The sequence below is a fragment of the Actinomyces sp. ph3 genome (assembly GCF_000308055.1).
Lineage (GTDB): Bacteria > Actinomycetota > Actinomycetes > Actinomycetales > Actinomycetaceae > Pauljensenia.
This window is the reverse complement of sequence record NZ_CAGY01000005.1, coordinates 229,678-241,213: the sequence shown is the minus strand read 5'-3', so window position 1 is coordinate 241,213 and position 11,536 is coordinate 229,678. Positions and strand designations below refer to the sequence as shown.

Below are 11,536 nucleotides of genomic sequence, written 5' to 3'. Positions count from 1 at the left end.
AATAGGATATAGTTCAACCATAATTTTTCCCGCTTCCCAAAGGAGGAAACAATGGCGGAAAAGCAAACCATTCTTGGTCGTATTTCTCAGCTCGCAAAGGCAAACATCAATGCGCTCCTCGACCGCGCCGAGGACCCTCAGAAGATGCTTGATCAGCTGATTCGCGACTACACGAACTCGATCGCAGAAGCAGAGACCGCAGTCGCACAGACCGTCGGTAACCTCCGTTTGGCCGAGAAGGACCACGATGAGGACGTCACTGTAGCTGCAGATTGGGGACGCAAGGCAGCCGCGGCCTCGGCAAAGGCAGAGGAAATGCGCGCAGCCGGCGACCAGGCCGGCGCACAGAAGTGGGACGATCTGGCTCGCGTTGCCATCGGCAAGCAGATCCAGTTCGAAGGCGAAGCAAAGAACGCTGAGCCGCTGATCGCTTCTCAGCGCGAGGTCGTCGACAAGCTCAAGAACGGTCTGGTCCAGATGAAGGACAAGCTCAGCGAGCTCAAGACCAAGCGCGATCAGCTGGTTGCACGCCAGAAGGCCGCCGAGGCACAGGCACAGGTTTCGGATGCAGTTGCCTCGATCAATGTTCTTGACCCGACCTCCGAGCTCTCTCGCTTCGAGGACAAGGTTCGTCGAGCCGAGGCAATGGCCCAGGGCAAGACTGAGGTTGCAACCTCCTCGCTGGATTCACAGTTCGCAGAGCTGGAGACCGATTCTTCTCAGGCTGAAATCGAAGCTCGTCTTGCAGCACTGAAGCAGCAGCACTGATTGACAGCATAAAAATGTGGGCCCTGATCCAGGGCCCACATTTTTATATGTCAGAGATAGTCGAAGGGGTCGAAGTCTTCGATATCGATGATGTGAATACGCGGAAGCTGTACTTGGAATGCGTGCGCATCGTATTCAAGGTCAATGATTTCAAGGCCCAGATCTTCCAGTTCGTGGAACTGGCTGGAGAGGAACTCCTTGAAACACATAATCCCAACGCGGTGTCCGTTTTCAAGCAGATCTTGAATTTGTGGCAGGAAATCGGCGTCGTGAGAAGCCAAAATAACTGAGCCTGACCCCTGCTCTGCAATGGCTTCAAGGGTGCGTTGAATACCGACATCAACGACCTTCATATCGTCTGGACCCGCTAGGGGAAGAGCGCGGTAGCCCATTGCATGGAGCGCTTGAATAAAGCCCATGGGAAGGTAACCCGAGGTTCCATTGAGGTAGAAAAGGCCGCGCACTTGCTGATGCCAGAGCTGTTCGGTCGCTTCACGAATTCGATCCCAGCGGGGACGTTCATCGGGAGTGGGACGGCGGTCCAGAACGGAAAGCCCAAGTGTGGCATCGATGTTTTCGCCATCGATCAGGAGATATGTCGCTTCTGCGTCAGGGGGATTCATAGTCCAATCCTATACTTCTGGGCTTCGACGCATACGTGAATTAAGGAGAAATCCTCATCGCGAGGCGCCTGAGACGCAAGAGGCCGGGACCGCAGATGCGGCCCCGGCCTCTTATGCCTCAATACCTTGAGACTACTTCACGTCCTCGTCAACCCAGTCGAGAGTACGGGTGACGGCCTTCTTCCACAGACGGTAGGTGCGATCACGTTCTGCAGGAGCCATCGAAGGAGTCCAGCGCTTGCCTTCCTGCCAGTTGGCAACGACATCATCGGTGCCCGACCAGAAGCCAACAGCCATACCCGCAGCGTAGGCAGCACCCAGCGCGGTGGTCTCAATGACCTTCGGGCGAACGACATCGACGCCGCACAGGTCAGCCTGGAACTGCATGACCAGATCGTCGTGCGTCATGCCGCCGTCGACCTTGAGCTCCTTGAGAGGAACACCCGAGTCGGCATTCATTGCATCCAGAACTTCTGCGCTCTGGAAAGCGGTGGATTCCTCAACCGCGCGAGCAATGTGGCCCTTGTTGACGTAACGCGTCAAGCCGACGATTGCACCACGCGCATCGGAACGCCAGTACGGTGCAAAAAGACCGGAGAATGCGGGGACGAAGTAGACGCCACCGTTGTCTTCGACCGTACGTGCCAGTTCGCCGATATCGGAGGACTTCACGATCATTCCCAGGTTGTCACGCAGCCACTGAACCAGCGAGCCGGCAACAGCGATAGATCCTTCCAAGGCGTAAACGGGAGCCTGATCACCGATCTTGTAGGCAACCGTCGTGAGCAAACCATTGTTGGAGAACACAGGCTCGGTGCCGGTGTTCATCAGCATGAAGCAGCCGGTGCCGTAGGTGTTCTTTGCCATGCCCTTTTCGAAGCAAGCCTGGCCGAAGGTTGCAGCCTGCTGGTCACCAAGGATGCCCGAAATCGGCGTATCGATGAGCAGGCCGTTCTTACGGCCGTAACCGTAGATCTCTGAGGAGGACTTGATCTCAGGCAGCATCGACATGGGGATGCCGAAAATCTCGCAGACATCTTCGCGCCACTGGAGGGTGCGGATATCCATGAGCATGGTACGCGAAGCATTGGTGACGTCGGTGTAGTGAACGCCGCCGTTCACCCCGCCCGTCAAGTTCCACAAAACCCAAGAGTCGGTGTTGCCGAAGTAGAGATCGCCGGCCTCGGCACGCTCGCGCGCACCCTCCACGTTGTCGAGGATCCACTTAATCTTCGAACCGGAGAAGTAGGGCGACAGTCCAAGGCCACAAATCTGACGGAAGCGATCGGGGCCCTCGTCACCTTCAAGTTCCTTGACGATGTCGGAGGTACGCATGTCCTGCCAGACAATCGCGTTGTAGACGGGCTCACCGGTGTTCTTATCCCACACGACGGTGGTTTCACGCTGGTTGGTGATGCCGACGGCTGCCAGTTGGTGACGGTTAATTTCCGCCTTCTGCAGTGCATCAGCGACGACCTGACGCGTGGTATCCCAGATCTCGATCGGGTTGTGCTCAACCCAACCGGGGTTCGGGAAGATCTGGGTGAATTCCTTCTGTCCGACAGAGACAATCTCACCGGAGTGATTGAAGATGATTGCTCGGGTCGAAGTCGTACCCTGGTCGATTGCCATGACGAATTCTTTAGTAGTCATGAGTTTCCTTTCGAAAGTTGTGTCACGTCGTTGTGTTTACTCAGACAAGAACGAGGAAGTAGAGGACAGTTCCCAACACAGCACCCACGATGGGGGCGACGACGGGAACCCACGAGTATGCCCAGTCGGAGCCGCCCTTGCCCTTGATCGGCAAAATTGCGTGAGCGATACGGGGGCCGAGGTCACGAGCGGGGTTGATTGCGCATCCGGTGGGGCCACCCAAGGAGTTACAGATGACGACGATGATGAGGGCAACGCCAAGCGGGCCAATCGCGGTTTCGGTGTGACCGGAAACGAAGACCCACAGGACCAGGACGGCAGTGCCGATGGCCTCAGTGACGCAGTTCCAAGCGTAAGAGCGAATCTCGGGGCCGGTAGAGAAGACACCGAGCTTCAGAGCAGGATCGCAATCCTCATCGAAGTGCTTCTTGAAGGTGAGCCAGCACAGGACAGCACCGACAAATGCGCCGAGGAACTGGGCAATGATGTATACGGCAACATTCGAGCCGGTGACAAGAACAGCTCCAGCCTTTTCTGCCGGAACGCCGTTGAGAGTCTGGCTGGGGTCAAAGAGGTAGGCGACAACCTTTGCAATGGTGACTGCGGGGTTCAGGTGTCCACCGGTACGGAAAGCGACATAAACACCTGCAAATACTGCAAGTCCCCATCCGAAGTTGATCATGAGCCAACCGCCACCCTTGCCCTTGGACTTGGGGAGCAGGTTCGTGGCAACGACGCCAGCACCAAGGAGAAGAAGCACTGCAGTTCCAAGGAACTCAGACCAGAAGACCTGTGCCGTTGTCACCGGAAGTGACGTGTCAAAGGCTGGGAGAATTGTTGCGAGCATATTTCCCTAACTTTCTCCGTCGCGTCTTCGCGACGGGGTCATTGGCGGGATCTCACCGCCATGCAAGTACCACCAGACCACCCTCATTCGAAGATGCGTTGTGGATCACGTTTAGTATCTCATTTGTTGCCCTTCACCCCAAATGGATGAACGTTTGTTCATGTATTTGGGTCAACCTGTGGACAAGTACATCATTTGGAGCCCACTTCGCCTATAGGCAAATTGGTGACTAAACAGCTACAAGTGCGTGCTTATGGATGGCATACTAGGAAATGTGACAATACGTGATGAACAGGCCCACGAAGCGGCCTCGATGTATTACCTGCAGGGGCAGACGATGGAGACCATCGCCCGCCACCTCGGTGTTTCACGTTCGTCTGTTTCACGCCTACTGACCTACGCTCGAAACTCCGGTCTGGTGCGCATCTCCGTTGCTGCGACCCCAGGAAACCGCGGTTCACTCTCGGGCCAAATTAACGAAATATTTGGAATTCGAACATCAGTCGTTCCCGTTCATGACATTCACACGGAAGTGAATCGGCTGCACAATGTTGCACGAGTAGCCGCTGAACGCCTTGTGGATATGCTCAAGCCCGGAGACACTCTTGGAATTGCATGGGGTAACACGACCTCCGAAGTCACCCGATGCCTACCCCGAGTGAATCTCCCTGGTTCAACAGTGGTGCAACTCAATGGCGCTGCAACTGCGACAGAATCGGGTGTCCCCTATGCGGATGCCATTATTTCTCGCGCAGCTACTGCTTTGGGTGCCCGAATGGTTCACTTCCCCGTCCCTGCTTTCTTTGACTTCGCAGAAACAAAGGAAGCACTGTGGCGTGAACGTTCGGTTACCTCTGTACTTGCGACGATTGATTCGGCGAATGTCGCGCTCTTTGGAATCGGCTCACTTTCTGCCCGACTCCCATCGCGCGTCTATTCGGGAGGCTTCTTGGATCCCGATGAAATTGCGCATGCGCAAGAAGACGGCGTTGTTGGGGATGTCTGCACGGTCCTTCTGCGTGAAGATGGATCGACAGACATGGATCTGAACAAACGCGCATCTGGGCCAAGCCCGGCAACGCTACGGAAGATTCCCCGTCGCCTGGCCGTGGTGGCAGGTGCATCCAAGGCACTACCGCTACTGGGAGCACTCCACGCCGGTGTCATCACCGATCTTGTTTTGGATGATGGCGCTGCACGTGAACTCTTGGATTTGGTGCGTCACCGCGCCCACGCCTAACCCGCACCTGTGACGTCTTAACACAGCGTTTTCAGGTAACCCCCACCAGCACTTAGGTGCACTCTCTACATACAAAAGCGGCCGGCTTCGTCAATTGACGAAAGCCGGCCGCTTTTACGTACTCAGCCCAGGCGCTTCACCAAGGGGAAGGGAATCGTTTCACGGATTCCCTGTCCGGTCAGCACCATCAGCAGGCGGTCAATTCCCATGCCCATACCACCGCAGGGCGGGAAGCCCTGTTCCATGGCGATAAGGAAGTCCTCATCCAGGACCATGGCTTCAGGATCGCCATTGGCAGCTGCCAGAGCCTGCGCTTCAAAACGCTGACGCTGGACAACGGGATCAGCGAGCTCGGAGTATGCCGTTGCGGTCTCAAAACCACGAACGTACAGGTCCCACTTCTCAGTCAGGCCCGGACGTGAACGGTGGTAACGGGTCAGCGGAGAAGTGTCCTCGGGGAAGTCATAGACGAAGGTCGGTGCCCACAGCTTCGAGGCAACGAGCTCTTCGAAGATATCCTCGACGATCTTGCCGTTGACTGCATAATCATCAACCTCAATACCGATCTGGTCGGCGTACTTGAGCAGCTTTTCACGAGGAGTATCGACCGTGATCTCTTCACCCAAAGCCTCTGAGGTCGAGCCATACAGGTCGATGTGGTCCCAATCGCCCGAAAGGTCATACTCGGTGCCGTCAGCAAGAGTGACAATTTCCTGGCCTTCGGGAAGATCGAAGGCATCACGAGCAGCCTGCTGGATAAGGTTTCGGGTCAGGGCAGCCATTCCGTTGTAGTCGGAATAGGCTTCGTAGGCCTCCAGCGAAGTGAATTCGGGGCTGTGAGAGGAATCCATACCTTCGTTACGGAAGTTACGGTTCATCTCAAAGACGCGATCCACGCCACCGACAACTGCGCGCTTGAGGTAAATCTCGGTAGCAATACGCAGGTAGAGGTCCATATCCAGCGCGTTCATGTGCGTGATGAAAGGACGTGCCGAGGCGCCACCGTGGATGACCTGGAGCATCGGAGTCTCAAGCTCGATGTAATCACGGCGGAAGAAGTTCTCACGAATGGAACGGTTCACTGCAGCGCGAATACGGATCATATTGCGCGCGGCAGGACGGGTGATCAGGTCGAGCTCGCGGCGGCGGATTCGCTGATCTTCCGAAAGAGTAACTTCTTCACCCTCGGCGGTCGTCCATGTCTTTGGCAGAGGACGCAGGGCCTTTGAGGCAATTGCCCACGAGGCGTCAGGAGCGGGAAGAGCAGTCGGGGCCGCGTCGTAAGCGGCTTGGGCCTCGGGAGTGACCTCAGCCGGGGTAGCGAAGATCGACAGTTCACCGCGCTTGGAGGAAATCACGCGACCGTGAACGTAAAGGAAGTCCCCCAAGTCAACGTCGTTTTTGTATTGCGCCAGCGACTCTGCACCAACCGAGGCAGCTGAGAGCATCACTTGGATCTTGTTGCCCGCACCATCCATGAGGGTTGCGAAGCAGAGCTTTCCACCGTTACGTGCCAAAACCACGCGACCAGAGAGAGCAACGATGTCATCGGTCTCTTCGCCGGCTTCCAGATGGCTGTACTTTTCACGGACCTTTGCGATGGTCGTGGTGATAGGAAGCTTCACAGGGTAGGCGGGAATCCCTGCCTCCATGAGGCGTGCACGCTTGGCAGCGCGGATTTGTACTTGTTCAGGGGTATCGTCAACAGGCGAATCAGTCATGACTTCAATGGTAGCGAAAGTCAGCGATTAGTCACGCCCATGCGTATGAGCGGATTGAAATTCACACACCCGAACTTTTCAAGCCCAAGCTTTGGGCGTGGGGCGAAGACTCAGGGACCTGTCCCAGAGCACTCCCCTCTTCGATAATTCGATTCTGCGCATCAACGAAAACGACGCTGGGCGTTACAGAGCGAACCTGAGATTCGGGGACCTGGGCATAGGCCATGATGATGACCAAATCATCCAGGTTCACCAGATGCGCCGCTGCTCCATTGAGCTGAATGACACCACTTCCACGCTGGCCGGCGATTGTGTACGTCGACAGGCGTGATCCGTTGTTCACATCCGCGATATCTACTTTTTGGCCGGGAACGATATTGGCCGCATCCAAGAGGTCTTCGTCGATGGTAATTGAGCCAACATAATGCAAATCGGCTCCAGTTACTCGTGCACGGTGAATCTTTCCAATCACCATGGTCCGAGTCATTTCACTCATGACGTGCGCCTCCGGCAACAGAAATAACGACATCCGCGTTATCAATCAAGCGAGTCGCTCCAACCCGCGCGGCAAGAAGAATTCGAGCGCGAAGGCTCCCCTGCGTTGCCGCAGCTTCCAGGGCTTTCTCACGGCTATCCTTGTCCACCTGCTCTGCGGCGCTTCCGCTCCCTGCAAGGAGGGTGAAATCGTCATCATCCACGATCGCAACGTAATCGGGAACGACTCCCTCTTCGGCCTCGAGAACAGAGGACGCAGCACGCAAAACCTCGTCAAGGGGAACACCCAAAGCCGCAGCAGCGCGGGCCTCGTCAATCGCACGCGACAGGGAACGCGCATGTACGCGTTCTTCCTCGCTGAGGTACTGATTACGCGAAGACAGCGCAACGCCATCGCTATCGCGAACAATCTCAACGGCCTGAATGCGCACGGGCATATCCAAGTCACGAACGAAGGTACGAATAACCGCCAGCTGCTGGGCATCTTTTTGGCCAAAGAGCGCAACATCAGGACGAATCAGATTCATTGCCTTTGAGACGACCAGAGCAACGCCGGCAAAGTGCGTCGGGCGGGTTGCGCCTTCAAGAATGTGAGCAACCGGGCCAGCGTCGATACGGGTGGTTGCAGGAGTTGGGTAAGCATCGGTGACAGAAGGAGCCCATACAAGATCAGCACCCACCGTTGACAGAGCCTCCATATCGGCATCTAATGTGCGCGGGTAGGCGTCGTAGTCCTCGCCGGGAGCGAACTGGGTGGGGTTCACGAAGATCGTGACGATGACGTGATCGGCAAGCTCCTGTGCCTGCCGGACAAGCTCAAGGTGCCCTCGGTGGAGCGCTCCCATTGTCATGACCAGTGCGCGCGTCCCCTCAAGTTGGGATAGTGCTTGCGCAAGCTCTTCTCGGGTATGCGTCAACTGAGGCGTAGAGTTCATATGACTTATTTTCGCCCGAAAGGCCCCCAAAACGCCATTTCGCGGGGGTCTAACGGATCACTTTTCACCCATTTCGCGCACGGCTGCGCGAATTTCCGAGGCCACCTGAGAGCTGATTCTCCCCTCGAATTCCAGTAGGTCGACGGTGTGCAGAGTCATTGCCGCGTAGGTCGAGCGCGCATCCTCGAGGCGGTGTGCCCACTGGCCCTCCCCCGCCAGGTTTTCTTCCTTGGCCTTGGTTTCTAGAACGCTCAGGTGCTCGCGAATTGTTCCTACGTCACCCCGTGGAATGGGGCCAGAAACCCCGCGGTCTCCTGCTCGTAGCGCGCGATCGAGTGCGGCCTCGCAGAGGGGGCGCAAGAAAGTTCCCGGGTCGTCAATTCCGACGGTGGAGAGGATCTGCTTAGACTGCGCGACTACGGTGGCAAGGAAATTTGCACCGTGATTCAAAGCAGCGTGGTAAACCCCGCGGTCTTCCTCCGCGATCTCAAAAGGCTCACCGCCCATTTCAACGACTATCGCTTGAGCAATGGGCAAAGCGATTGCGGGAGCAGTCACCGCAAAGGGTGTCCCCACCAAACGTGGAACGTCAACAGAGGTCCCCGTGAAGGTCATTGCCGGATGAATTGCCAGGGGGATTGCCCCCATAGCGGAGGCGGGGCGCAGAATATCAATTCCATGTGCCCCCGAAGTATGCACAACCAGTTGCGAGGGCTGCCAAGCACCTAATTCGGCCAGCCCCTTGACCAGGCCTTCCAGCTGGTCGTCGGGAACGGTCAGAACAACCATCTGGCATCGAGAGACAATCTCTTCCACCGAAAGAATGGGAATCCCCGGTAACAGAGCATCGGCGCGCTCGCGTGATTCCTCTGAAGAGGCACTCACCCCAACAATCGTGTGTCCAACCGCGCGCAGGGCCGAGCCAATCACAGGGCCAACATGTCCCATGCCGATAATGCCGATATCAAGTCGACCGCCGCGCATATTCCGCCTTTGCTGTGGTGTCTGATGAATGGCCCTGAGTGTCAAGCCGCGCCTGAACCTGCGCCATGATCGGCGCTATCTTCGCAGGTGCGTCATTGGAAATTAACTGTGCATCCCATTTTCAACGCGCAGCATCCATTTCTCAGGAGGCTCGCTGGCACGGTTGGCCTGCCCTTCAACGAGCAAGGTGAAAATATCTGCACTTGCCTGCGAGGCATCTTGATGCGCCGCAATCATCCTGAATGCACCGGGAACCACATCCATGTGCAGACTTGCCACACCCAGTTTGCGTTCTAGTGGCCCCGATTGCACCCGAACCGACTGCAGACGAGCAATAGGTGCCCACAGGCTCTTCCAATTCAACCAACCATCGCGGATAACGAATGTGGTCCGCGTGATCGCTCGAGCGCGGCGATGGTAGGCGAAGGGGTCCAGGCAGCGCGCTCGAGGCGACATCTGCACAAAGCCCTGCCCGCTTCCCTTTCCCGCGAGCGCAGCCTCGATAAAGGAAGGAACATCGTCGACACCCAGATCGTTGAAAACCATCCACAGTGCGAATTCAACATCTTGGCGTGTACCCACTGGAATAAGGATGTGAGAGCTCTGCTGTTTGTCCGAGTCAGTATCTTTCGCACCGTAACCGGCCTGAAGAATGCTCACACGGTACCAACCCAGGAAACGCCAAAAGAAGGGCTGCTGAACCTGAATCGCGTGAATACGCCTGGGAGGAATGGTCTGTGCGCGCGTGCTGAGTAAACCGCGTCGCACGCGGATACCATCGGGGGAAATCGCGAGGCGGAAGTTGGCCTCGGAGGCAAAACGATTCCACTGCACACCGACGATCGACATTGCCACAGAAAGGAAACCACCCAATGATGCAATGGCGACAACAATGCCTTCTTGTACAGCGGCAATGCCTCCTGCAACGAGGAACGCAATCAGAAGCAAAATGGCAATGATATTGCCCAAAGACAGCATCTGCGATCCGAGCAGGCGTCCCATTGAGACCTGATAGAGCTCCCGCTCAGGTGCGACCGGGATTGAGGAAGGCGCATAGACCTCGCCGGTATAGCTGTAGTTTCCGGGAGTTTGCGAGGCCGTGGGCTGAGCAGGAGCGTAGGGATCCGCCGTTGCGGCTGGGTACCCGCTCTGGGCGGGGGCGTACGGAGACTGAGGCGATCCCCCCATTTCCGAGGCCTGGGGGGAGGTTTGCGCCTCTACCCTCAGCCCTGCGGCACGAGCGAGGATTTCTCCGCGCAGAGCCTCAAGTTCGGAGACCTTGAGGTAACCGATGGTGATGTTGGAGGAGGAACCACCAGCAACTTCAACATCAAGCTTGCCCAAGCCAAGAATTCGTGCAAGGACCGGCTGGGAGATATCAACGGCCTGAATACGGTCCAAGCGCGCATGGCGCTGCTGACGCTTAAGAATCCCGCGGCGCGACCACACTGCGGTTTCCGTGACTGCAAAGGCCAAGGACCACCACTGGAGAAAAACAAAACCAACCAGGACGGTGATGACAATCAGCGCGCTCCCCGCCAAATAAAAGAAACGCTCCGAAAAGAAAGAGAGAAGATACTCAGAGCGCAGCATTTCCTGAATTTCACTGAAATTGCGATAAGTAACTAAGGCAAAACCTGCCACCAGGATTTGCCAGATCTCCAGAAGAGGCGTGATGACGTGGACGCGGCGCCACAGCGAGGGATCAACGCCCTGGTCCGCTGCATACACGTGTTGAGAAGAACTCATGCTCACAGCCCTGCCATCTCAGCGCTTCCACGCTGGGCGAGTTGATCGCGCAGACGGGCAGCATCCTCGGAGGGAATCCCCTGAACAAAGGCACGAGTAGAGACCGAGGCGGTATGAATGATCACCGTGGAGATACCAAAGAAGCGGGAAACGGGGCCTTCTGAAATATCAACGTACTGAATACGACCGTAAGGAACGATTGTCATCGAGCGGAAGAAAGCACCTCGACGAATGAGGAAATCATGCTCGCCTTGTGCCCATGCGAAATTACGTACTTGCCGACCGATGATCCACATCATGTAGAGCCATCCGGCACTCAATCCCGCAATGGCTCCAAAACCCCACTCTCGCGGAAGATCTGGTGCCATCACCATGGCGACCGATACTGCAGCAACACCGATGACAAAGTAAACGCTGACGTTGAGCCGCCGCACCAGGGCAAGCGAGCGTTTAACCGGATTAAAAGTCACACCTTGGGGTTCAAAAAGGCTTTGAGAGCTGGATTGAGTCATGCTTGCATT

Annotated in this window: 11 protein-coding genes; 2 read left to right on the top strand and 9 right to left on the bottom strand. The window is 56.5% G+C overall.

Going from position 1 to position 11,536, the window contains the following annotated elements; genetic code table 11:
- Positions 1-51 precede the first annotated feature (51 nt).
- A complete protein-coding gene (locus tag HGAS_RS06320; protein ID WP_009408662.1) occupies positions 52-768 on the top strand; it encodes a PspA/IM30 family protein in 717 nt (238 codons plus the stop codon).
- A 50-nt stretch (positions 769-818) separates the two neighbouring features.
- On the opposite strand, the gene HGAS_RS06315 is transcribed toward HGAS_RS06320, so the two are convergent.
- The 3 genes from HGAS_RS06315 to HGAS_RS06305 form a co-directional block, all read right to left on the bottom strand.
- Complete coding sequence (locus HGAS_RS06315; RefSeq protein WP_019126989.1) at positions 819-1,391, bottom strand: NYN domain-containing protein; 573 nt, start codon at positions 1,389-1,391, stop codon at positions 819-821.
- A 132-nt stretch (positions 1,392-1,523) separates the two neighbouring features.
- The gene (gene glpK / locus HGAS_RS06310) at positions 1,524-3,044 is read right to left on the bottom strand and encodes a glycerol kinase GlpK (RefSeq protein ID WP_009408660.1); all 1,521 of its coding nucleotides are present in this window, start codon (positions 3,042-3,044) and stop codon (positions 1,524-1,526) included.
- A 40-nt stretch (positions 3,045-3,084) separates the two neighbouring features.
- Positions 3,085-3,891: an MIP/aquaporin family protein gene (locus HGAS_RS06305; RefSeq protein WP_019126988.1), complete on the bottom strand. Its 807-nt coding sequence runs from the start codon at positions 3,889-3,891 to the stop codon at positions 3,085-3,087.
- 313 nt (positions 3,892-4,204) lie between these two features.
- On the opposite strand from HGAS_RS06305, the gene HGAS_RS06300 reads away from it, so the two are divergent.
- The gene (locus HGAS_RS06300) at positions 4,205-5,131 is read left to right on the top strand and encodes a sugar-binding transcriptional regulator (protein WP_026066687.1); all 927 of its coding nucleotides are present in this window, start codon (positions 4,205-4,207) and stop codon (positions 5,129-5,131) included.
- A gap of 122 nt (positions 5,132-5,253) precedes the next feature.
- Here HGAS_RS06300 and HGAS_RS06295 read toward each other — a convergent pair whose 3' ends face one another.
- The 6 genes from HGAS_RS06295 to HGAS_RS06270 form a co-directional block, all read right to left on the bottom strand.
- Positions 5,254-6,852 carry a lysine--tRNA ligase gene (locus HGAS_RS06295; RefSeq protein WP_019126986.1) on the bottom strand — a complete coding sequence of 533 codons (1,599 nt, stop codon included), beginning with the start codon at positions 6,850-6,852 and terminating at the stop codon, positions 5,254-5,256.
- Between the two features lie 61 nt (positions 6,853-6,913).
- Entirely contained in the window at positions 6,914-7,348 is a 435-nt protein-coding gene (panD, locus tag HGAS_RS06290) for an aspartate 1-decarboxylase (protein ID WP_019126985.1), read from the bottom strand.
- The gene (gene panC, locus HGAS_RS06285) at positions 7,341-8,282 is read right to left on the bottom strand and encodes a pantoate--beta-alanine ligase (RefSeq protein WP_019126984.1); all 942 of its coding nucleotides are present in this window, start codon (positions 8,280-8,282) and stop codon (positions 7,341-7,343) included. The genes panD and panC overlap by 8 nt, the downstream gene beginning before the upstream one ends.
- A gap of 57 nt (positions 8,283-8,339) precedes the next feature.
- Entirely contained in the window at positions 8,340-9,296 is a 957-nt protein-coding gene (locus tag HGAS_RS06280) for a Rossmann-like and DUF2520 domain-containing protein (protein WP_420705273.1), read from the bottom strand.
- A 72-nt stretch (positions 9,297-9,368) separates the two neighbouring features.
- Positions 9,369-11,015: a PH domain-containing protein gene (locus tag HGAS_RS06275; protein WP_026066686.1), complete on the bottom strand. Its 1,647-nt coding sequence runs from the start codon at positions 11,013-11,015 to the stop codon at positions 9,369-9,371.
- Positions 11,016-11,017: 2 nt separating this feature from the next.
- Entirely contained in the window at positions 11,018-11,527 is a 510-nt protein-coding gene (locus HGAS_RS06270) for a PH domain-containing protein (protein ID WP_019126981.1), read from the bottom strand.
- Positions 11,528-11,536: the final 9 nt, after the last annotated feature.

Excerpts from the sequence above, each read along its gene's own strand:
- HGAS_RS06320 (WP_009408662.1), top strand. The coding sequence starts at position 52 with ATGGCGGAAAAGCAAACCATTCTTGGTCGTATTTCTCAGCTCGCAAAG.
- HGAS_RS06315 (WP_019126989.1), bottom strand. The coding sequence starts at position 1,391 with ATGAATCCCCCTGACGCAGAAGCGACATATCTCCTGATCGATGGCGAA.
- glpK (WP_009408660.1), bottom strand. The coding sequence starts at position 3,044 with ATGACTACTAAAGAATTCGTCATGGCAATCGACCAGGGTACGACTTCG.
- HGAS_RS06305 (WP_019126988.1), bottom strand. The coding sequence starts at position 3,891 with ATGCTCGCAACAATTCTCCCAGCCTTTGACACGTCACTTCCGGTGACA.
- HGAS_RS06300 (WP_026066687.1), top strand. The coding sequence starts at position 4,205 with ATGTATTACCTGCAGGGGCAGACGATGGAGACCATCGCCCGCCACCTC.
- HGAS_RS06295 (WP_019126986.1), bottom strand. The coding sequence starts at position 6,852 with ATGACTGATTCGCCTGTTGACGATACCCCTGAACAAGTACAAATCCGC.
- panD (WP_019126985.1), bottom strand. The coding sequence starts at position 7,348 with ATGAGTGAAATGACTCGGACCATGGTGATTGGAAAGATTCACCGTGCA.
- panC (WP_019126984.1), bottom strand. The coding sequence starts at position 8,282 with ATGAACTCTACGCCTCAGTTGACGCATACCCGAGAAGAGCTTGCGCAA.
- HGAS_RS06275 (WP_026066686.1), bottom strand. The coding sequence starts at position 11,015 with ATGAGTTCTTCTCAACACGTGTATGCAGCGGACCAGGGCGTTGATCCC.
- HGAS_RS06270 (WP_019126981.1), bottom strand. The coding sequence starts at position 11,527 with ATGACTCAATCCAGCTCTCAAAGCCTTTTTGAACCCCAAGGTGTGACT.